This is a genomic window from Azotobacter salinestris (genome assembly GCF_009363155.1).
GTDB classification, from domain to species: Bacteria; Pseudomonadota; Gammaproteobacteria; order Pseudomonadales; family Pseudomonadaceae; genus Azotobacter; species Azotobacter salinestris.
Genome location: NZ_CP045302.1, coordinates 3,812,778 through 3,832,136, shown reverse-complemented (window position 1 = coordinate 3,832,136; position 19,359 = coordinate 3,812,778). Strand labels below are relative to the sequence as shown.

Genomic DNA, 19,359 nt, shown 5'->3' with positions numbered 1-19,359 from the left:
CTCCTCACGGCCGTGCCGCCGGCGCGCTGCGGCGCAGCAGGCGCTGCCACCAGCGCTGCCCGCACCAGAGGGCGGCGGCCAGGTAGACCAGGCCGCCCGGCACCCACATCAGCAATCCGGCCAGTTGCTGATCGCCCAGCTCGCCGGCCTCGCGGTAGAGCGGCATCCGGGCGAAGCTCAGCAGGGCGCCGAGCAGGCCGGTATGCATGCTGGTCAGCAGCAGGGCGAGCAGCGCGCGCCCCTGGTTGCGCGGCCCGGCGCGCAGCACCGACCACCAGAACAGCCAGGCGCTGAACAGGAAGCAGGCATGCTCGAAGAAATGCCACCAGAGGTTGTCCAGCGCCAGCCGGTAGGGTCCCGGCGCATGCCAGATCCAGATCAGCGCGCCGTGCAGCACCGCGCAGGCCAGCGGCCGGCGGGCCAGGCGCAGCGGGCCGTGCCACAGAGGGTCCAGGCGCGGGCCGCACAGGCTGCGCCATTGCGGCAGCGGCCGGGCCAGCACAAGCAGCGGGGCGATGGCCAGCATCAGCAGCATGTGCTGCAGCATGTGCACGGCGGCGCTGGTTTCGGCGGCCTCGTCCAGGGGGCCGAACAGGCCGAGAGCCGCGAGCAGGAAGCCGGTGTGCAGCAGCGCCCGCTGGCGCCTCGCCGGCGGCCGGCGCCGGCAGCCTCCCGCGTAGCCGATCCAGGCGGCGGCCAGCAGAGCGGCGCCGAGCAGCACCGCCAGCCGCTCGCCCAGCAGCAGGCAGAGGCCCTCGTCGAACAGCCCGTGGGCCTGTGCCCCGGTCGGCAGCAGCAGGAACAGCAGACCGATCAGAGGCATGGCGGCAGCGCCAGGATCGGCAGGCCGACGAACAGCGTGGCGGCGCCGGCCAGGAGGTAGCCCCAGACGCCGACCTGCACCACGAAGCGCCGCGCCGCCAGCACCGGCGGCGGCGCCCGCCACAGCCGCCAGGCACAGCCGAACAGCCAGGCCGCGGTGAACAGGGTGAAGAGGCCGAGCAGCTCGTTGAGCCAGGAGCCCGCCTGCAGATCGGTATCCGGCCAGGCCAGCACGCAGCCGAGCGACAGCCCGGCATATACGGCGACCAGCCACAGGCTCCAGAGGATCAGGCCGAGCGCCAGCTGCAGCGGATGGCCCGGCCTCATGCGCCGACCCCCCGGGGAAACAGCGCCAGGGCGAAATAGCTCACCCAGAAAATCAGCAGGCAGTAGTCCCACCACTGCAGGACCACCCCCGGCTCGTAGGGCGCCCGCTCGCCGACCAGCCCCAGGCGTACCCGCCAGGCCTGCAACGCGGTGAACAGCGGCGCCAGGGCGCAGTGCAGCAGCAGGTAGCCCAGGGTCGTGGCGATCAGCGCGTCGTGGGCGCTGGCCTTGGGCGCCAGCGGCATCGAGAAGAGCATCCAGGCGAGCCATGCCGCCTGCAGCAGTCCCAATCCGGCGAGCGTCCAGAGGCCCGCCTCCAGCCGGTGCAGCTCGCCCCGGCGCAGACGCCGCAGCAGCCTGTGGAAGCCCAGGACGATAGTGCCGAGCAGCAGCCCGTCGAGCAGCAGCGGCAATTCGGGCAGCGGCGAGCGCGCCGGCGGCTGCCACTTCGGCGCCACGGTCCACAGGTAGAACCAGGCGAAAATCAGCGAGAAGAACAGCACGCCGTTGGCCAGCAGGGTGGTGCCCATGCCCCACAGGCCGGGGCCGTCGAAGGTGCGCGAATGCAGCGGCGGATCACCCAGCTGGGTGCGCCCGTCCGGTGCCGCCAGGGGATGCGCGCCGTTGACCCAGGACCAGCGCAGCAGGATGCCCAGGGTCGCCAGCGCCGCCACGCCGGCCAGGGCATAGGCGCCGCTCAGCAGGGACAGGCAGACCGCCGTCAGGGCCAGCGCCGCATACAGGGGCAGCCAGCTGTTGCCCGGCAGGTGGATGATCTCGCGCACCTGCCCGGTCAGCGGATCGCTGCCCCAGGTTTCGCGGCGGCCGTGATCGGCGCTGGGCAGTCCGTGGCGCCCCTCGGCGATGCTCTGGCCGAGGGCCGGGTTCAGCCACAGCGGATGGCGTGTCGGGCAGGCCGGCAGACTGGCGAAGTTGTAGGCGGTCGGCGGCAGCGCGGTGGCCCACTCCAGGGTATCGGCCTGCCAGGGATTGTCGCCGGCGCGGCGGCCGAAGCGGAAATGCAGGCCGATGTCCAGCAGCACCATGGCCACGCCCATGGCCATCACGAAGCCGCCCACCGAGGAAATCAGGTTGGGCAGGTCCCAGCCGAGGCCCGTCTGGTAGGTGTAGACCCGCCGCGGCATGCCCAGGAGGCCGGTCCAGTGCATCACCAGGAAGGTCGCGTTGAAGCCGACGAAGGTCAGCCAGAAACCCCAGCGCCCCAGACGCTCGGACGGCAGGCGCCCGGAGAAGTGCGGCAGCCAGTAGTAGAGCCCGGCGATCAGCGGGAAGAGCATGCCGCCGACCAGCACGTAGTGCATGTGCGCCACCACGAAATGGGTGTCGTGCACCTGCCAGTCGAAGGGCACCAGCGCCAGCATCACCCCGGTCAGACCGCCGGCGACGAAGATCACCAGAAAGCCGACCAGCCAGAGCATCGGCACGTTGAACAGCGGCCGGCCGGTCCACAGGGTGGCCAGCCAGGCGAACACCTGGATGCCGGTGGGCACCGCCACCAGCATGCTGGCCGCGGAGAAGAACGCCTGGCCGAGCAGCGGAATGCCCACGGTGAACATGTGGTGCACCCACAGGCCGAAGCTGAGGAAGCCGGTGCCGATCACCGCCAGCACCACCCAGCGGTAGCCCACCGCCGGGCGGCGGGCGAACACCGGCAGCAGGGTGCTGACGATGCCGGCCGCCGGCAGGAAGATGATGTAGACCTCGGGGTGGCCGAACAGCCAGAACAGGTGCTGCCAGAGCAGCGGATCGCCGCCGCGGGCGACGTCGAAGAAGGCGAAGCCCGCGGCGCGCTCCAGCTCCAGGAGGATGCTGCCGAGGATCAGCGGCGGGAAGCCGAAGACGATCATCAGCCCGGTCACCAGGATGTACCAGACGAACAGCGGCATCTTGTCGAGGCTCATGCCGGGGGCGCGGCTGCGCAGGATCGACACCACCAGCTCGATGCCGCCGGCCACCGAGGAGATCTCCACGAAGGTGATGCCGATCAGCCAGAAGTCCGAGTTCACCCCCGGCGAGTGGCCGCCGCTGCTGAGCGGCGTGTACATGAACCAGCCGCTCGCCGGCGCCAGGCCCAGGGCCAGGCTGGAGACCAGGATGGTGCCGCCGAACAGGTAGCACCAATAGCCGAAGGCGCTGAGGCGCGGAAAGACCAGGTCGCGGGCGCCGATCATCTTGGGGATCAGGTAGACGGCCAGCCCCTCGACCATCGGCACGGCGAAGAGAAACATCATCACCGAACCGTGCATGGTGAACAGCTGGTTGTAGGTCTGGTGGTCGATCAGCGGCAGGCCGGGGCGCGCCAGCTGGGCGCGGATCAGCATGGCCAGCAGCCCGCCGATGAGGAAGAACACCGTCCCCGTGACCATGAAGCGCAGGCCGATGCTGGTGTGGTTGACGATGGACAGTGCCCGCCAGCCCGTGGGATTGCCCCACACGACCTCGAACTCCTGGTGCAGCCGCTCGGCGCTCGGGATGCGGGTATCGTTCATGGGTCCAGGGTCTCCAGCCAGGCGGCGATGGCGTCGAGGGTGGCCTCGGGCAGATGGTCGTGGCGGGGCATGCCGTTGTGCGGCTTGAGCTGCTGGTGCTCGCCCAGCCAGCGGCGCATGGCGCCCTCTCCCATCGCCAGGGTGCCGGCGCCGAGGCTGGGCCGCGCGCCGACATCGCTGAGATCCGGTGCCCGGCGCCCGTCGCTGATCCCGGCCACCCGGTGGCATTCGCCGCAATAGGGCCGGAAGGCCCGCACCGCCGCGGCATGCTCCCGGGGTATCGGTGGCTCGACCCGCCGCGCCGCCTGCCAGGCGATGAAATCCGCCATCTCCAGGGCCTCGACCGCCAGGGCCATGTGCGCGTGCTGGGAGCCGCAGAACTCCGCGCATTGCCCGCGGTAGGGGCCCTCCCGGTCGGCCCGCAGGCGCACGGTCAGGCGACGCCCCGGCAGCATGTCCAGCTTGCCGCCCAGGCGCGGCACCCAGAACGCGTGGATCACGTCGGCGCTGGTGACTTCCACGTCCACCGGCTGGCCGACCGGCAGGATCAGCTGATTGGCGGTGATCACGCCGGTCTCGGGATAGCGCACCTCCCACCACCACTGGTGCCCGATCACCTCGATCCGCAGCGGCGGCGGCCCGCCCAGCGGCAGGGGCAGCATGCGCAGGCCCAGGGGAATGCCGAAGGCCAGCAGTATCAGGATCGTGAGCCCCGGCAGCAGCACGCCGCCGGCGAGAATCCAGCGCCGGCCCACCTGGCGAGCCTGCTCGGGGTCGTACTGGCGCGGCGAGCGGCGCAGGGCCACCAGCCAGAGGGTCACGACCAGCAGCAGCACCAGGCCGAACCAGGCGAACATGCCCCACCACAGCCAGGCCGCCGCCTGCGCCGCCGGCCCGTCCGGGGCGAGCGTGGACTGCGGCCCGTCGCAGCCGGCCAGGAGCATTGCCGGGCCGGCGGCGGTCAGATGCCCGTACACGGCCCGCTGCCGCCCTCTCTCGCCAAGGAGATTTCGATGCCCGAGCAGACCATCCGCAGCCGCGCCTCCCTGGGCGGTCATCCGCTGCATCCGATGATGATCCACTTTCCGGTCGCCGCCCTGTTCGGGCTGGTCGCCAGCGACCTCGGCTACCTGCTGAGCGGCGACCCCTTCTGGGCGAGGGCCAGCCTGTGGCTGTCCGGCGTCGGCGCCTTCGGCGGCTGGATCGCCAGCGGCGCAGGGCTCGTCGACCTGTTCACCGTGCGCCGGATTCGCCGCCTGATCACCGGCTGGTGCCACGCCATCCTCGCCGTGATGATGCTCTCGCTGGCCTCGCTGAACTGGCTGCAGCGCTATCTCGCCGCGGAGTACATCTTTCCCTGGGGGCTGTACCTGTCCGTGCTGACCGCGCTGCTGATCGTGCTGGCCGCCTGGCTGGGCGGTCGCCTGGTCTACGAGCATGCGGTGGGGGTCGATGTGGAAGGTTGAGTAAAGGCCGGAATCCACCACTGCAGACCTCCTCAGACGGGCTTGGCCAGAACGAGCCAGACGACGCAGAGCACGGCCAGCGCGGAGGTCACCGCCAGAGCGACGCAGAGGGAGGTCACCACGCTCTGCGGCTCGCGCTCCAGGCGCAGGATCAGCGCCCCGTACAAGGCATGGCAGACCACCATGACCACCACGGCGGTCAGCTTGAGAATCAGCCAGATGCCGAGGGTGCCCTGCACGAGAAACAGTAGGGTGCCGCTGGCGATGGTGAAGAGCGCCGCCGGGGTCGCCAGCAGGTTGAACAGCTGCCGGATCAGCAGGACAGCGTGCTGGCGGGAGGAAACCTCGAAATTGGCGCCGCTGCTGCTGGCGATCAGTGCCGGGAGATAGAGCAAGGCCCCGCACCAAGTCAGCAGGAAGACGATATGCACAACCAGAAGCCAGGGCATGGCGACGCTTCCCGATGTTCTTCCGTTTCAGATTCCCTGTTCCATGCCCATTTGCCGGCATGGCCGAAAACAGCGTGCCACTCGATATCCACATCCACGCTGAGTGTAGTAGCCAAGTTCGAATGGAACGGGAAGCCGGAAGTTCCGTATTTCTACCGTTTGTCCGCCATGCAATAGCGTCCCGAAAACCGAGGAACTCTCGCAGCGGGGTGGTTTCAGTATTCATGCAGGCTGGGTAAACACCTGCTTTTTTCAGCCGTTATGGAGAAAAAACATGACCCGAAACAGCAACCCCGGCAACTTTGCCAATGACCGCCAGAAAGCTTCCGAAGCCGGACGCAAGGGTGGTCAGAAGAGCGGCGGAAACTTTGCCAACGATCGCGAGAAAGCCTCCGAAGCCGGGCGCAAGGGGGGCCAGCGCAGTCACGGCGGACAGGGCGGCAAAGAACGCAGTTAATCTCCGGCGCCGGTGAGAGCAACGCGTCCATTCAGGAGCGGGCGGTGCTCTCGCCTTTGAATTTCTGACTGTTCGTATTCGTGATTGTCATGGACTGCGAAACCTGGTCGGCGAACGCCCCGCCCCCCATGCCGAGCGTTGTCGACCCGCCCGGCCGGGAGGCGTCCGCCGTTTCACAAGCCGTACTGCTTGCGCTTGCGGTACAGCGTCGAGGCGTCGATGCCGAGCGTCCGGGCGGCCTGGTCGAGGGTTTCGCTGTTCGCCAGCACCGCGGCGATGTGGGCCTTCTCCAGTTCCTCGAGCTTCAATGGCATGCCCACCCGCGGCACGCTGCTGCCCGGCTGCTCGCCCAGCCCCAGGTGACTGGCATCGATCAGTTCATGCGGGCAGATGATGCTGGCCCGCTCCACCACGTTGCGCAGCTCGCGGATATTGCCCGGCCACTGGTAGCTCAGGAGGGCCGCCTGCGCCGCCTCGCTGAAGCCGCGCGCCGGGCGGCTGTAGTTCCTGACGAACATGCGCAGGAAGCGCTCTGCCAGGGCGAGGATGTCCTCGGGGCGCTCGCGCAGCGGCGGCAGATGCAGGGTGATCACGTTGATCCGGTAGAGCAGATCCTCGCGAAAGCGCCCGGTATGCACCATGGCCTCCAGGTCGAGGTTGGTGGCGGCGAGGATGCGCACGTCGGCCTGGCGCGTCACCGGATCGCCGATCCGCTCGTACTCCTTGTCCTGGATGAAGCGCAGCAGTTTGGGCTGCAGGGACAGGGGAAAATCGCCTATCTCGTCGAGAAACAGGGTGCCGCCGTCGGCCTGGTTGACCCGCCCCAGGGTGCTGTCCGTAGCCCCGGTGAAGGCGCCGCGGATGTGGCCGAACATCTCGCTTTCCATCAACTCGCCGGACAGCGAGGGGCAGTTGACGGTCACGAAAGCCTTCTTTGCCCGCCGGCTCCAGCCGTGGATGGCGCGCGCCAGTTCGCCCTTGCCGGTACCGGACTCGCCGAGGATGAGGATATTGGCGTCGGTATCGGCCACCTGTCGGGCGGTTTCCAGCACCGCCATCATCGCCGGATTGTCCGAGCCGAAGACGTCGCTGGGCTTCTTCTGCTCGCCTTCCAGCGCCTCCAGACGCGTCGCCAGCTGGCCGATCTCCAGCTGCTTGGCCGCGGCCAGGCATAGCTGGTCGGGACTGCAGGGCTTGACCAGATAGTCCGCGGCGCCGGACTTTATGGCTTCGACCGCCGTGTCCACGGCACCCAGGGCAGTGACGATCACTACCCGCATCCAGGGCGCCTGGCTGCGCAGGCGCTGCAGCACCTTCAGGCCCCTCTCCTCGCCCAGGCGCAGATCGAGAAAACACAGATCGAACACATGTCGTTGCAGCAACGCCTCCGCCTGGATCCCACTGCTGGCACTCATCACTCCGTAGCCGCGCTCTTCGAGACAGGAGCGGAACGCCCGCAATATTGCCGGCTCGTCATCCACCAAGAGAATGCGGCCGGTGACTTCCGTCGTTGGTTTCATTCTCCCCCTCGCGTGTTTTCATCGTGCCAAGGTCAGGCCTTCAGCGTAGTTGCAAACGCTCGGCAGCGTTGCTCCTGAACGGCTGCCAGGCAGGCTCCGCCGGATGTGCGGGCCAGGGCCGAGGCAGAAGGACGCAGGGGCAATCTGTCAGGAAAATGACAACAAAACACCCGTTACCGCCTCTATCCGGACGCTTGTACCAGGGCGAGGATGTGCCCTGGGGACCGACCGACGGCGCGGCAAGGGGCGGACTTTGCAGGGGTTGGGCCACGCTCACGGGCCTTACTGGCAAGCTGGAGGGCTCCGGCTCGGCCGACGGACGGCGGAACGAACGGCAAGACAGCGATACGGGCCATCGGCGCCTGGCAGTCCTCCGGCAAGGGCGCCGGCCCGTTCGAGGGCGGACGGCACCCTTGCCGCGGAGCGCTCCGTCACGGAGCCGGACGCGCAGGCGGATACCCGGCGCGCTGCAACCGGCGAAGGGCCGCTGCCGGCGAGAGCGGGTCGCGCGGTCGGTCAGTCGCGCTTCTGATGGGTGGCCTGAAGCTGCTTGGCCTTTTCCCAGTGCTGCTCCAGTTTCGGCAGGGCCTTGCTGGCGTAGGCCTTGAGCTCCGCATCTTCCAGCCGCTGCGCAGCGTCGCGGTACAGCTCGAGGGTATTCTCGTGGGAGACGACCTGGTTGTTGGCATAGGCCTCGTCGAAGGATTCACCTTCACGCAGTTGCAGAATCCACTTCTTGGCCCTGCTCATCAGTTCGGCCTCGTCGGCCAGTTCCAGGTCCTTGGTCTGAGCCATCTGCGCCAGTTGCCGGTTCGCCGCGGTATGCTCGTCGATCATCTGCTGGGCAAAGGCCTTGATATCGGCGGAAGTGCTCTTTTGCAGCGCAAGCTTGCCGCTCTCGATTTCCGCTATTCCCTTTGCCGAGGCTTCATCGACAAAGTCATCGGCATCCATGGTATCGGCGGCATATACGCTGCTGAATACGGCAAGCAACACACTGGCAAAAAATGCTTTATATATTCTCATCATGGCTCGTTACCTCTTTAGAAACATTTTCCATATGGGAGGTCGCCAGAAAAAGAACGGCATGTTCCGGCAAAAATACGACTTGCCCGGCCGGATATAGTTCTGAATTGGCAGACGCCCAGCCCCCTGCCAACTAGAGGGCGCGGCGCCAAGTTGCTGAACGTTCGCAAGTTCACTTCCACCCGTCAGGCGGGATGAACTTTCAAAGACCGCGCGGATTCTACCCAATGAACATTCCGTTCCCTTGGCAAGGAGATTTTCAAATGGCAACTGTTCACGAAAACCTGCTTGACTGGCTTCGCGATGCCCACGCCATGGAACAGCAGGCGGAAAACATGCTGGAGTCTCTTTCGGACCGTATCGAGAACTATCCCCAGCTCAAGGTGCGCATCGACCAGCACCTGCAGGAAACCCGCTGGCAGAAGGCCCAGATCGAAAGCTGCATCAACCGCCTGGGCAGCAGCCCCTCGGCCTTCAAGGACATGGCGGCCAAGGTCGTGGCCTTCGGCCAGGGACTCAGCGGCGTGGTCATGAGCGATGAGGTGATCAAGGGCGCGATGAGCTCCTATGTCTTCGAGAACATGGAGATCGCCTCCTACCGGATCATCATCGCTACCGCCGAAATGGCCGGCGACGCGGAAACCAAGCGGATCGCCCAGGAAATCCTGATGCAGGAACAGGCCATGGCCGACTGGCTGCTGAACTTCCTGCCGGAAATCACCACCCAGTTCCTGAGCCGTTCCGAGACCCCCGACGTGGCCGCCAAGCGCTGAGGCACGTGCAAGAGACACAGGGCTGAGCCACCGGCCTCAGCCCGGCCGATGCCTGTCACCGAATGGGTATCGGCCATACCGATGCGCAACCATCGCGACACCTTCCCCCAGCCTGCGAGCCACTGCCGAGCGACTGCCCGGCAGTGGCTCGTCCCCGCCTCAGCCATTGACCACCGTTCCGCCGTTCACGTGCAGCACCTGCCCGCTCACGTAGGACGAGTCGTTGCAAGCGAGATACACGTAGGCCGGCGCCACCTCCTCCGGTTGCCCGGGCCGCTTCATCGGCGTGGAGGCGCCGAAGTGCGCCACCTCCTCCTCGCTGAAGGTGGAGGGAATCAGCGGCGTCCAGATCGGCCCCGGCGCCACCGCGTTGACGCGGATGCCGCGCGGCGCCAGGTTGGCCGAGAGGGCGCGGGTGAAGGCGGTGATCGCCCCCTTGGTGGAGGAATAGTCGATCAGCTTGGGATTGCCCTTGTAGGCAGTGACCGAGGTGGTGTTGATGATGGCGCCGCCCTCCTTCATCGACGGCAGCGCCGCCTTGGTCAGCTGGAACATGCCGAAGATGTTGGTGCGGAAGGTCTTCTCCCACTGCTCCTCGCTGATGTCCTCAAGCCGCTCCTGGGGATGCTGCTCCCCGGCATTGTTGACCAGCACATCCAGGCGCCCCCACTGGCGCATGGTGTCCTCGACCACCTGGCGGCAGAAGGCGGCATCGGCCACGTCGCCGGCCAGGGTCAGGCAGCGGCGGCCGTGTTTCTCGACTTCCCGGCGGGTTTCCTCGGCATCTTCGACCTGATCCAGATAGAGCACGACGACATCGGCCCCTTCCTTGGCGAAGACCACCGCCACGGCGCGGCCGATGCCGCTGTCGGCGCCGGTGATGACCGCGACCTTGCCCTCCAGCTTGCCGGCGGCCTTGTACTCCTCGGCCTTGTATTCCGGGCGCGGGTGCATCTCGCTTTCCTTGCCGGGGCGCTGGTCCTGGTGTTGCGGCGGCAGGGTTTGCTCATTCTCAGCCATAGCGTTCACCTTACGTCTGGGATAGATAAACAGGTGGATGGGATGCAACGCAAGCGGGGCGCAAAGGCGCGGGGAAGCGGCGGCGTGCCGGCCCGTGCACCGGACGGCAGGCGGTTTCTCCCGCGCCCTCTGCACGGAAAGAATTTCCGCCCCGGCTTCGTGCCCCTCCCTTCAGCAGACTCGGCCCGGTTTTTCGAGTTCTAGCGCAGCGCCGGCCAGGCGCTTCCGCCAGGGCCCTGAGAGGGCGAGATCGGCCTCTCGCCAATATCGCGATGGCCGGCGAGACAAAACCGGAAAATGGCGGTCGGACTCCTTAGGCAGCAAGACGCACAGGCCACCGCCATGACCGACGCCTCGCCAGACGCTCGCGGACAGCCCCCGCAGCCGGGCGCTGCGCAGCAGGACGACTTCGCCCCGCGCAACTACCCGATCGCCGACCAGATCGCCTTCCAGCGCAGGGCGTGGCGGTTCGAGCGGATCGGCTTCGGCGTCCTGCTCGTCCTCGTCGCCCTGGCCCTGAGCGGCCTGTTCTCCGGCGGACCGCTCAGCCAGCAGAGCAGCAGCAGCCCGGAGCGGCGGCTGAGCGTGGAATACGAGCGCTTCCTGCGCAACGGCGCCAGCAGCCGGGTCGTCCTCATGGCCCGGACCCGCCCCGCGGCACGGGCCACCCTGCGCCTCGACCAGGCGTTCCTGCGCGCCCATACGGTCGAGAGCCTGCAGCCGCAACCGCTGTTCGCGCGCAGCCACGACGGCGGGCTGGAACTCGTCGGCCAAGCCGACGAGCAGGGCCGTCTGAGCATCTACCTGACCATCCGCCCCGAGAGCCTCGGGCTGGTGCGCAACTCGGCCTGGTTCGAGGGCGAGCGCGTGGTCTTCACGCAGTTCATCTATCCGTGAGGAGGGGCTATGGACGCCGTTCTGCGCGCCGCCACGATCTACGTGGCCCTGCTGGTCCTGTTCAAGGTCGCCGGCCGGAGAACCCTGGCGGACATCACCAATTTCGATCTGCTGCTTCTGCTGATCATCGGCGAGGCGACGCAGCAGGCGCTCTTGGGCGACGACTTCTCGATCACCAAGGCGGTCCTGGTGATCGTCACCCTGATCGTCATCGACGTCGGCCTGTCCTTCCTCAAGCTCAGGTTCGGCCGGCTCGATGCGCTGATCGAGGGCACCTCGACACTGATCGTCGAGGAGGGCCGGCCCCTGCAGAAACGCCTGAGCGAGGCGCGGCTGCGCGAGGAGGACATCCTCCTGGCGGCGCGCCAGACCCAGGGGCTGGAGCGGATGGCACAGATCAAGTACGCGATTCTCGAGAAGAGCGGCAAGATCTCGATCATCCCCTACCCGTCCGGATGATCCGGCCCACGGCAGCCATCCCCCTGCCCGTTCGCCGGGAACCGGAAAAACCATTGAACGTCGCGGCGCAGAGTCTCTCCAAACCAGAATGGACACCCTTGCCGCCGCTCCGGGAGGATTCGTCATGTTCGGATGGGAAGCACTCGACCTGGCCCGCATCCAGTTCGCCTTCACCGTGTCCTTCCACATTCTCTTTCCGGCAGTCACCATCGGCCTGGCCAGCTACCTGGCGGTGCTCGAAGGCCTCTGGCTGAAGACCAAGGAGCAGGTCTACCTCGACCTGTACCATTTCTGGCTGAAGATCTTCGCGGTGAACTTCGGCATGGGGGTGGTCTCCGGCATCGTCATGGCCTACCAGTTCGGCACCAACTGGAGCAACTTCTCCACCTTCGCCGGCAGCGTCACCGGTCCCCTGCTCGCCTACGAGGTGCTCACCGCCTTCTTCCTTGAGGCGGGCTTTCTCGGCGTCATGCTGTTCGGCCTGAACCGGGTCGGCCCCGGACTGCACTTCTTCTCCACGCTGATGGTGGCGATCGGCACCCTGATCTCGACCTTCTGGATCCTCGCCTCCAACAGCTGGATGCACACGCCGCAGGGCCACGCGATCGTCGACGGCAAGGTCATCCCGGTGGACTGGCTGGCGGTGATCTTCAACCCCTCCTTCCCCTACCGCCTGCTGCATATGGTGGTCGCCGCCTATCTGGCCACGGCCTTCTTCGTCGGCGCCTCGGCCGCCTGGCATCTGCTGCACGGACGCGACAACCCGGCGGTACGCAAGATGTTCTCCATGGCCATGTGGATGGCGCTGCTCGTCGCCCCGGTGCAGGCGGTGATCGGCGACTTCCACGGCCTCAACACCCTGGAGCACCAGCCGGCGAAGATCGCCGCGATCGAGGGCCACTGGGAGAACCGCGAGGGTGAAGCGACGCCCCTGATCCTGTTCGGCTGGCCGGACATGGCGCGCGAGGAAACCCGCTTCAAGGTGGAAATCCCGGTGCTCGGCAGCCTGATCCTCAACCACAGCCTGAGCGAGCCGATCCCGGCGCTGAAGGAGTTCGCTGCCGAAGACCGGCCCAACTCGACCATCGTGTTCTGGACCTTCCGCCTGATGGTCGGCCTCGGCTTTCTGATGATCTTCACCGGCCTGTGGAGCCTGTGGCTGCGCCGGCGCGGCGCGCTCTACCAATCACGGCCCTTCCTGCGCCTGGCGCTCGTGATGGGACCGTCCGGGCTCGTCGCCATCCTCGCCGGCTGGATCACCACCGAGGTCGGCCGCCAGCCCTGGGTGGTCCACGGGCTGATGCGCACCCGCGATGCGGTCTCGGCGCACGGCGTGGCCGAGATGAGCATCAGCCTGCTGCTGTTCGTGGTGGTCTACCTGGCGGTGTTCGGCATCGGCTTCGTCTATGTGCTGCACCTGGTGCACAAGGGCCCGGTGACCGACGAGGGCCTCGAGCCCATCCCCGGCGGGGCGGGACGACCACGCACGCCGGCACGGCCGCTGTCCGCGCCCGAGGAAGGTCTGGACGAAGGCGTGCCGAGCACGAGGAGCTAATCATGGGCATCGATCTTTCACTGATCTGGGCGGTGATCATCAGCTTCGGCGTGATGATGTATGTGGTGATGGACGGCTTCGATCTGGGCATCGGCATGCTCTACCCGTTCTTCAAGGACAGCCATGACCGCGACGTGATGATGAACACCGTGGCGCCGGTCTGGGACGGCAACGAGACCTGGCTGGTGCTCGGCGGCGCCGGGCTGTTCGCGGCCTTCCCGCTGGCCTATGCAGTGGTCCTCTCGGCGCTCTACCTGCCGCTGGTGTTCATGCTGATCGGCCTGGTGTTCCGCGGCGTGGCCTTCGAGTTCCGCTTCAAGGCCCGCGAGGCGCAGCGACACCTGTGGGACAAGGCGTTCATCGGCGGCTCGCTGGCCGCCACCTTCTTCCAGGGCGTGGTCCTGGGCACCTTCATCGAGGGCATCCCGGTGGCCGACGGCCAGTTCGCCGGCGGTGCGCTCGACTGGCTGGCGCCCTTCCCACTGTTCTGCGGCCTGGGCCTGGTCGTCGCCTACACCCTGCTCGGCTGCACCTGGCTGATCATGAAGACCGAAGGCCCCCTGCAGCGGCGCATGCACGACCTGGCCCGGCCCTTGACCCTGGTGCTGCTGGCGGTGATCGGCATCCTCAGCCTGTGGACGCCGCTGGCCCACGACGCCATCGCCCGGCGCTGGTTCAGCCTGCCCAACCTGATCTGGTTCCTGCCGGTGCCGCTGCTGGTGCTGCTGAGCGTGCGGGCGCTGCTGCGCTCGGTGGCGAACAACGACCATGTGCGGCCCTTCCTGCTCACCCTGGCGCTGATCTTCCTCGGCTACAGCGGCCTGATCATCAGCCTGTGGCCGAACATCATCCCGCCCTCGATCACCATCCACGATGCCGCCGCGCCGCCGCAGAGCCAGGGCTTCGCCCTGGTCGGCGCGCTGCTGATCATCCCCGTCGTCCTCGGCTACACCGCCTGGAGCTACTACGTGTTCCGCGGCAAGGTGCGGCACGGCGAGGGCTATCACTGACGCCCGGCGCCGGCCGGCGGGCAACCGGCACAACTTCCGGACGCTCGAACAAGACATTTCCTGCAGGAAACATTAACCGCTGCGCACGCCCTTATTATTTCAGGCGCTCGGCCGGCTGCCTGTCATTCACACTGCGAAAGTTTCGCCAGAGCAACTTCCATAATTTTCGAATCGATAAAAGCTCATAACTTCCAGCCCCTCTGATCAACAATAACCATGCAACATAAAGGCTATTCTCTCCATTCGTCGGCATATGGAAACCTTGCCGGTCATCTGCCATCGAAACTAGCAACTGTTTCCCGAGCAAGTATTTGCTGGCCGCCAGGCTTGCCATGCACACAAGCCGAATGTTTTCCACACGGACACACAGGCAGCCGGCTTCAACAAGCGCACCTTCCCTGCTCCGGAGAATGGTTGCACCTGCGAATGACCTGCATCGAACGGGAGGTGGGCCATGCATAAAGCCAAACGCGGCCTGAGCGTCGGTCGGGCCGGAAGGAAAGGAGGCCATCTGTCTTCCATGCCTCATGGGCGAGAGTTCTATGAGCAACTTGGCTATAGGGGTGGCCCGAAGGATGGCGTGCGGATACGCGACGCCATAGAAGAGCGAAGGAAATTCCGAGTAAGTCACTGAACCGAGAGGTAACGTCATGGCAAATGAAAAAGGTTCGATCAGTGTAAGCGAAGCCGGCCGCCGGGGCGGCGAGGCGCGCAAGGAGCAACTCGGCCCGGAAGGTTATTCTGAACTCGGCCATAAAGGCGGGCAGCGCGTGCGTGAACTCATCAAGGAAGGAAAAAAAGCCAAAGGCGAGAAATAGTCCGCGACTTGGTGAGTGCACGAACGGCAATGCCAACGGAGCTGGATCGGTTGAACAGGGAGCGGTAGACAACCAGGCCCTGTATGCAAGTCCGAAACAATCAGGAGAGCATTATCATGGCAACTTCACGTCAAGGCGGCTCTGGTTCCGACAAAGGCAAAGAAAAGGGCTCCATGAGCGTACGCGAAGCCGGACAGAAAGGCGGCGAGATCCGCAAGGAGCAACTTGGTCCGGAAGGCTATTCCGAACTCGGCCACAAGGGCGGCGAAGTCCGCAAGGAGCAGCTCGGCCCGGAAGGCTATTCCGAACTCGGCCACAAGGGTGGCGAGGCCCGCAAGGAGCAGCTCGGCCCGGAGGGCTATTCGGAACTCGGCAAGAAAGGCGGCGAGGCCCGCAAGGAGCAGCTCGGTCCGGAAGGATACTCCGAACTCGGCCACAAGGGCGGCCAGCGGGTCCGCGAGCTGATCGAAGAAGGCAAGCGCGCCGAGGAGCAGCAGCAGGGCAGCCAGGGCAGCAAGCAGGAAGGCCGCGGCCAGTCCGGCCAGTCCCGCCAGGAAGATCAGGACCAGGGCGGCCGCAAGAGCTAGCAGTCGTCCTGTCCTGACAGGGACTTGAGAAAGGGGGGAGCATTCCCCCCTTTTCAAGTGGCAGCACGGACCAGAAGGCTCCCGCCAGCAGGCCGCAGAGCCTGGCGAGCGCGCAGCAGAAGGGAAACAGGCAGAGACGCCCGATCCCGGCATCGCTTCGCGGAGTCCCGACAGTCCTTCCAGCCGCTTTTCCGACGCCTGCGGCCCTGCCGCGAACGTTCGGGCCCTTGCCGCCGCAGGGTCCGCCATGCGGGCCTGCCGGACGGCAACTATCCTGAATCTCGCCACAGCACGGGAGGGTTTCGAGAAAGCGCACTCCCGCGCAGTCGCGCAGGCTGCCAGAACCCAGGCCCGGCGCCGCACCAGCCTGCTCCGAGACAGCCGCCCCAGCACGCGACGCGCCCGGCCATGGCTTGAGATCCGATGATCAATCCCCGCTTCGAATACCGGGTCTTCCTGTTCCTGCTGGTACTGATCTCCGTGGCGTTCGCCTGGATCATCATTCCCTTCTACGGCGCCATCTTCTGGGCGGTGGTGCTGGCCATCCTCTTCCACCCCGTACAGCTCCGCCTGCAGCAGCGCTTCGGGGGCGACTATCCGAACCTGACGGCCTCCCTCACCCTGCTCGTCTGCGTGATCGTCGCCGTCCTGCCGATCACCATCATCTCCATGCTGCTGATCCAGGAAGGCGCCACCCTCTACAGCCAGATCGAGGCGGGCCAGATCGACTTCGCCGGCATGCTCGAGGGCTTCAAGGCCCACCTGCCCGGACCCTTGCAGGTGCAGATGTCCCGCTTCGGCCTGGACAGCCAGCACGCACTGCGCGACAGGATCGCCAGCGCCGCCATGCAGGGCAGCCAGTTCCTGGCCACCAAGGCCTTCAACATCGGCCAGAACACCTTCCAGTTCATTCTCAGCTTCTTTGTGATGCTTTATATGCTGTTCTTCTTTCTCCGCGACGGCACCGTGCTGGTCGCCCAGATCCGGGAGGCCATTCCCCTCAGCGAGATGAAGAAGAGCCGCCTGTTCCAGCGCTTCACCTGCGTGGTGCAGGCCACCATCAAGGGCAGCATCGTCGTCGCCGTCATCCAGGGCGCCCTGGGCGGCGTCATATTCGCCCTGCTGGGCATTCCCCGGGCCTTGCTCTGGGGTGTCGCCATGGGCTTCCTGTCGTTTCTGCCGGCCCTGGGGACGGGGCTCATCTGGGGGCCGGTGGCCATCTACTTCCTGCTCAGCGGAGCGATCCTCAAGAGCGTGCTGCTCACCGTCTGCGGCGTCTTCATCATCGGCCTGGTGGACAACATCGTGCGCCCCATCCTGGTGAGCAAGGACACCCGCATACCGGACTATCTGGTGCTGGTGTCGACCCTGGGCGGACTGGCCCTGTTCGGCCTCAACGGCTTCGTCATCGGACCGGTGATCGCCGCCCTGTTCGTGTCGACCTGGAGCCTCTTTTCATACCAGACGCGCTGACCGGCTCGATAGCGCCCCCACTGCCGGACACGCCTTCGCCGTTTCGTGCAAATTGCATAGCCTGACCAGCGCAGATCCTGCACCTTGCAACACAAGCGATTGTGCTCGTCCAGGATATGTAATTGAAATGACTGGCAATATCGGAATTTCCTGCCTTGGCGCGACGCTTGCTTCAATGAAAGCACCGGGCGGTACAACAACAACGCATGAAACAACCGAAGGATTGTCAAAGATGAAACATGGCAAGATCCATCCTGTTCTGCGTGGCAAAAGCCTCCCTGCAAGCATTCTGCTGATCCTGACCGCAGGGGCGGCCATCTATTGTGGAAACAGCCTCTCTTTCGAGAAAGAGGCATCGACTCCCGCGCGGGAAACCTCTCTTTCCCTGCAAACCCTGCGCTCCGTCGACAGTCAGCAACTGACGGTTCCCAAAGGCAACAGCCATTACACTCTGCTGGTACCTCAACCGCGTTGGATCTTTTGAGTCTCTGGATGTCTTATGGATTGTAATCATCACACCCGTAAGCGAAGGAGCATGACATGCTGACTTGGTCCATCATATTTCTTGTCATCGCCATCATTGCTGGGCTGCTCGGCTTCGGTGGCATCGCGGGGACTGCTACCGGCATCGCCAAAATACTCTTCGTACTTTTCCTGATTCTTTTCGTGGTTTCCTTGTTGTTCGGCCGCACGGGCTAGTTCTGGAAAGTTCCACAGCAGATAACTTTTCTGCTGCCACTTGCAATATCCAGGGGCGGTCTGCCCGAAAGCGAGCGGCCGCCTTTTTATTTGTTCCACTCTTGCATACTTGGCGGGAGACAGTTCTGCGAAGTGCTTTCCTTATGGATGGTCTGAAGTAGTCATGTATTTCTGGCTGACTTCAGCCCCCCGCCGACTTTGAAAGCGGAGAATCGATCAAAAACGATCAGATCACCCGCTCGTTTCTGCGTTTTTTAGCTGCCGCGAGCACGTCGCAGCAACCGTTTCCCGCATTACAGGCGCACCTCTCCTGCATTCGCCAGTAAATATCGGCGCGCCATCCACAGATTCGACAAGGCGAACAGCGTCACCAACTGTGACGTGTTTTTGGCCAATCCCCGGAAGCGCACCTTGGTGTAGCCAAACTGGCGCTTGATCACGCGGAACGGATGTTCGACCTTGGCTCGTACCTGGGCCTTGGCCTTCTCGATCTTGCGGATCGCTTTGTATAAGGCGCTACGCTTGCCATGCTTCTTGTAGGTACTGCGCCGGGCCGCGACCTGCCAGATGACCTGCCGACCTTCATGCTCGGGGCGCTTCTCTACGCCGGTATAGCCCGCATCGGCACTCACTACGTTTTCCTCGCCATGCAGCAGTTGGTCGACTTGGGTGACATCTGCCACGTTGGCTGCCGTGACCACCACGCTGTGCACCAGACCCGACTCAGCGTCGGCACCAATGTGAGCTTTTGCGCCGAAGTAGTACTGGTTGCCCTTCTTCGTCGAGTGCATTTCCGGGTCGCGCTTGCCGTCCTTGTTCTTCGTCGAGCTCGGCGCATGGATCAGGGTGGCGTCGACAATGGTGCCCTGGCGCAGCGACAGTCCGCGCTCGCCCAGATAGCCGTTGATCACCTCCAGTATTCCCCCGGCCAGTTCGTGCTTCTCCAGCAGGCGACGGAAGTTGAGGAGGGTCGTTTCGTCCGGGATGCGCTCCAGGCTCAGGCCGGCGAACTGGCGCAGGAGAGTGGTTTCGTACAGCGCTTCCTCCATCGCCGGATCGCTGTAGCCGAACCAGTTCTGCATCAGGTGCACGCGCAGCATGGCTGCCAGCGGGTAGGCGGGCCGACCGCCTTCGCCCTTGGGATAGTAGGGCTCGATCAGGGCGATCAGCCCCTGCCACGGCACCACCTGGTCCATCTCGAGCAGGAAGCGCTCGCGGCGGGTCTGCTTGCGCTTGCCGGCATACTCGGCATCGGCGAAGGACAGTTGCTTCATCGGGAAACTCGGACAAGGGAGCGGGTGTATTTCACCAGAATCGGGAAGTCTTTTTCAGGATTTCCTTATCGTCGGGCCAGGCCGCAGGCTTCCCGGGAGCGGAACGGCCTGCGTCAGACTGTCTCACCCACCTCGCCCCCGCCATTGATAGCACCAAGCCATCGTAAGCCAATCGCCATCATCGTGTAACCACTTTCACACCGCTGTCGTTCGGGCA

At 65.4% G+C, this 19,359-nt stretch carries 20 protein-coding genes and 1 pseudogene; 12 read left to right on the top strand and 9 right to left on the bottom strand.

Going from position 1 to position 19,359, the window contains the following annotated elements; all coding sequences use genetic code 11:
* Positions 1–4 precede the first annotated feature (4 nt).
* Genes GCU53_RS17945 through coxB form a run of 4 tightly spaced genes read right to left on the bottom strand, consistent with a single transcriptional unit; the run spans position 5 to position 4,603 of the window.
* Positions 5–823 carry a cytochrome c oxidase assembly protein gene (locus GCU53_RS17945; protein ID WP_152388807.1) on the bottom strand — a complete coding sequence of 273 codons (819 nt, stop codon included), beginning with the start codon at positions 821–823 and terminating at the stop codon, positions 5–7.
* Positions 814–1,149, bottom strand: coding sequence for a hypothetical protein (locus GCU53_RS17940; protein WP_152388806.1), 336 nt, complete (start codon positions 1,147–1,149; stop codon positions 814–816). Before GCU53_RS17940 ends, GCU53_RS17945 begins: the two co-directional genes overlap by 10 nt.
* Positions 1,146–3,659 (bottom strand): cytochrome c oxidase subunit I, encoded by a 2,514-nt coding sequence (gene ctaD, locus GCU53_RS17935; RefSeq protein WP_152388805.1) that lies wholly within the window; start codon positions 3,657–3,659, stop codon positions 1,146–1,148. Before ctaD ends, GCU53_RS17940 begins: the two co-directional genes overlap by 4 nt.
* Positions 3,656–4,603 carry a cytochrome c oxidase subunit II gene (gene coxB / locus GCU53_RS17930; RefSeq protein WP_152389951.1) on the bottom strand — a complete coding sequence of 316 codons (948 nt, stop codon included), beginning with the start codon at positions 4,601–4,603 and terminating at the stop codon, positions 3,656–3,658. Before coxB ends, ctaD begins: the two co-directional genes overlap by 4 nt.
* Before the next feature lie 21 nt (positions 4,604–4,624).
* On the opposite strand from coxB, the gene GCU53_RS17925 reads away from it, so the two are divergent.
* Entirely contained in the window at positions 4,625–5,125 is a 501-nt protein-coding gene (locus tag GCU53_RS17925; protein ID WP_152388804.1) for a DUF2231 domain-containing protein, read from the top strand.
* A gap of 32 nt (positions 5,126–5,157) precedes the next feature.
* Here the strand turns inward: GCU53_RS17925 and GCU53_RS17920 are convergent, their stop codons facing one another.
* Positions 5,158–5,574 (bottom strand): CopD family protein, encoded by a 417-nt coding sequence (locus GCU53_RS17920; protein WP_152388803.1) that lies wholly within the window; start codon positions 5,572–5,574, stop codon positions 5,158–5,160.
* A gap of 295 nt (positions 5,575–5,869) precedes the next feature.
* On the opposite strand from GCU53_RS17920, the pseudogene GCU53_RS17915 reads away from it, so the two are divergent.
* Positions 5,870–6,031, top strand: a pseudogene (locus GCU53_RS17915) (con-10 family general stress protein); the annotation flags it as partial.
* 173 nt (positions 6,032–6,204) lie between these two features.
* On the opposite strand, the gene algB reads toward GCU53_RS17915, so the two are convergent.
* Entirely contained in the window at positions 6,205–7,551 is a 1,347-nt protein-coding gene (gene algB / locus GCU53_RS17910; protein ID WP_152388801.1) for a sigma-54-dependent response regulator transcription factor AlgB, read from the bottom strand.
* Positions 7,552–8,067: 516 nt separating this feature from the next.
* Positions 8,068–8,580 (bottom strand): DUF4142 domain-containing protein, encoded by a 513-nt coding sequence (locus GCU53_RS17905; protein WP_152388800.1) that lies wholly within the window; start codon positions 8,578–8,580, stop codon positions 8,068–8,070.
* 260 nt (positions 8,581–8,840) lie between these two features.
* On the opposite strand from GCU53_RS17905, the gene GCU53_RS17900 reads away from it, so the two are divergent.
* Entirely contained in the window at positions 8,841–9,350 is a 510-nt protein-coding gene (locus GCU53_RS17900) for a ferritin-like domain-containing protein (protein WP_152388799.1), read from the top strand.
* 159 nt (positions 9,351–9,509) lie between these two features.
* On the opposite strand, the gene GCU53_RS17895 is transcribed toward GCU53_RS17900, so the two are convergent.
* The gene (locus tag GCU53_RS17895) at positions 9,510–10,370 is read right to left on the bottom strand and encodes an SDR family oxidoreductase (protein ID WP_152388798.1); all 861 of its coding nucleotides are present in this window, start codon (positions 10,368–10,370) and stop codon (positions 9,510–9,512) included.
* 342 nt (positions 10,371–10,712) lie between these two features.
* Here GCU53_RS17895 and GCU53_RS17890 point away from each other — a divergent pair, with 342 nt between their 5' ends.
* The 9 genes from GCU53_RS17890 (at position 10,713) to GCU53_RS17845 (ending at position 17,868) form a co-directional block, all read left to right on the top strand.
* Complete coding sequence (locus GCU53_RS17890; protein WP_152388797.1) at positions 10,713–11,267, top strand: hypothetical protein; 555 nt, start codon at positions 10,713–10,715, stop codon at positions 11,265–11,267.
* Positions 11,268–11,276: 9 nt separating this feature from the next.
* Positions 11,277–11,726 carry a DUF421 domain-containing protein gene (locus GCU53_RS17885; RefSeq protein WP_152388796.1) on the top strand — a complete coding sequence of 150 codons (450 nt, stop codon included), beginning with the start codon at positions 11,277–11,279 and terminating at the stop codon, positions 11,724–11,726.
* Positions 11,727–11,850: 124 nt separating this feature from the next.
* Positions 11,851–13,281 carry a cytochrome ubiquinol oxidase subunit I gene (locus GCU53_RS17880; RefSeq protein ID WP_152388795.1) on the top strand — a complete coding sequence of 477 codons (1,431 nt, stop codon included), beginning with the start codon at positions 11,851–11,853 and terminating at the stop codon, positions 13,279–13,281.
* 2 nt (positions 13,282–13,283) lie between these two features.
* A complete protein-coding gene (gene cydB, locus GCU53_RS17875; protein WP_152388794.1) occupies positions 13,284–14,291 on the top strand; it encodes a cytochrome d ubiquinol oxidase subunit II in 1,008 nt (335 codons plus the stop codon).
* A 650-nt stretch (positions 14,292–14,941) separates the two neighbouring features.
* Positions 14,942–15,109, top strand: a complete 168-nt coding sequence (locus tag GCU53_RS17865; protein WP_152388792.1) for an Em GEA1 (EM1) — start codon at positions 14,942–14,944, stop codon at positions 15,107–15,109.
* A gap of 173 nt (positions 15,110–15,282) precedes the next feature.
* Entirely contained in the window at positions 15,283–15,696 is a 414-nt protein-coding gene (locus GCU53_RS17860) for a KGG domain-containing protein (RefSeq protein ID WP_244306831.1), read from the top strand.
* Positions 15,697–16,119: 423 nt separating this feature from the next.
* Positions 16,120–17,169, top strand: a complete 1,050-nt coding sequence (locus GCU53_RS17855) for an AI-2E family transporter (RefSeq protein WP_152388790.1) — start codon at positions 16,120–16,122, stop codon at positions 17,167–17,169.
* Between the two features lie 127 nt (positions 17,170–17,296).
* On the top strand, positions 17,297–17,653 hold the full coding sequence (locus GCU53_RS17850; protein WP_167520005.1) for a hypothetical protein: 357 nt from the start codon (positions 17,297–17,299) through the stop codon (positions 17,651–17,653).
* A 56-nt stretch (positions 17,654–17,709) separates the two neighbouring features.
* Positions 17,710–17,868: a DUF1328 domain-containing protein gene (locus tag GCU53_RS17845; protein WP_152388788.1), complete on the top strand. Its 159-nt coding sequence runs from the start codon at positions 17,710–17,712 to the stop codon at positions 17,866–17,868.
* A 293-nt stretch (positions 17,869–18,161) separates the two neighbouring features.
* On the opposite strand, the gene GCU53_RS17840 is transcribed toward GCU53_RS17845, so the two are convergent.
* Positions 18,162–19,142, bottom strand: a complete 981-nt coding sequence (locus GCU53_RS17840) for an IS5 family transposase (RefSeq protein WP_152385958.1) — start codon at positions 19,140–19,142, stop codon at positions 18,162–18,164.
* Between the last annotated feature and the right edge of the window lie 217 nt (positions 19,143–19,359).

What these genes read in the sequence shown, in the direction of transcription:
- GCU53_RS17945 (WP_152388807.1), bottom strand. Translation starts at nt 823, where the DNA reads ATGCCTCTGATCGGTCTGCTGTTCCTGCTGCTGCCGACCGGGGCACAG.
- GCU53_RS17940 (WP_152388806.1), bottom strand. Translation starts at nt 1,149, where the DNA reads ATGAGGCCGGGCCATCCGCTGCAGCTGGCGCTCGGCCTGATCCTCTGG.
- ctaD (WP_152388805.1), bottom strand. Translation starts at nt 3,659, where the DNA reads ATGAACGATACCCGCATCCCGAGCGCCGAGCGGCTGCACCAGGAGTTC.
- coxB (WP_152389951.1), bottom strand. Translation starts at nt 4,603, where the DNA reads ATGCTCCTGGCCGGCTGCGACGGGCCGCAGTCCACGCTCGCCCCGGAC.
- GCU53_RS17925 (WP_152388804.1), top strand. Translation starts at nt 4,625, where the DNA reads ATGCCCGTACACGGCCCGCTGCCGCCCTCTCTCGCCAAGGAGATTTCG.
- GCU53_RS17920 (WP_152388803.1), bottom strand. Translation starts at nt 5,574, where the DNA reads ATGCCCTGGCTTCTGGTTGTGCATATCGTCTTCCTGCTGACTTGGTGC.
- algB (WP_152388801.1), bottom strand. Translation starts at nt 7,551, where the DNA reads ATGAAACCAACGACGGAAGTCACCGGCCGCATTCTCTTGGTGGATGAC.
- GCU53_RS17905 (WP_152388800.1), bottom strand. Translation starts at nt 8,580, where the DNA reads ATGATGAGAATATATAAAGCATTTTTTGCCAGTGTGTTGCTTGCCGTA.
- GCU53_RS17900 (WP_152388799.1), top strand. Translation starts at nt 8,841, where the DNA reads ATGGCAACTGTTCACGAAAACCTGCTTGACTGGCTTCGCGATGCCCAC.
- GCU53_RS17895 (WP_152388798.1), bottom strand. Translation starts at nt 10,370, where the DNA reads ATGGCTGAGAATGAGCAAACCCTGCCGCCGCAACACCAGGACCAGCGC.
- GCU53_RS17890 (WP_152388797.1), top strand. Translation starts at nt 10,713, where the DNA reads ATGACCGACGCCTCGCCAGACGCTCGCGGACAGCCCCCGCAGCCGGGC.
- GCU53_RS17885 (WP_152388796.1), top strand. Translation starts at nt 11,277, where the DNA reads ATGGACGCCGTTCTGCGCGCCGCCACGATCTACGTGGCCCTGCTGGTC.
- GCU53_RS17880 (WP_152388795.1), top strand. Translation starts at nt 11,851, where the DNA reads ATGTTCGGATGGGAAGCACTCGACCTGGCCCGCATCCAGTTCGCCTTC.
- cydB (WP_152388794.1), top strand. Translation starts at nt 13,284, where the DNA reads ATGGGCATCGATCTTTCACTGATCTGGGCGGTGATCATCAGCTTCGGC.
- GCU53_RS17865 (WP_152388792.1), top strand. Translation starts at nt 14,942, where the DNA reads ATGGCAAATGAAAAAGGTTCGATCAGTGTAAGCGAAGCCGGCCGCCGG.
- GCU53_RS17860 (WP_244306831.1), top strand. Translation starts at nt 15,283, where the DNA reads ATGAGCGTACGCGAAGCCGGACAGAAAGGCGGCGAGATCCGCAAGGAG.
- GCU53_RS17855 (WP_152388790.1), top strand. Translation starts at nt 16,120, where the DNA reads ATGATCAATCCCCGCTTCGAATACCGGGTCTTCCTGTTCCTGCTGGTA.
- GCU53_RS17850 (WP_167520005.1), top strand. Translation starts at nt 17,297, where the DNA reads ATGACTGGCAATATCGGAATTTCCTGCCTTGGCGCGACGCTTGCTTCA.
- GCU53_RS17845 (WP_152388788.1), top strand. Translation starts at nt 17,710, where the DNA reads ATGCTGACTTGGTCCATCATATTTCTTGTCATCGCCATCATTGCTGGG.
- GCU53_RS17840 (WP_152385958.1), bottom strand. Translation starts at nt 19,142, where the DNA reads ATGAAGCAACTGTCCTTCGCCGATGCCGAGTATGCCGGCAAGCGCAAG.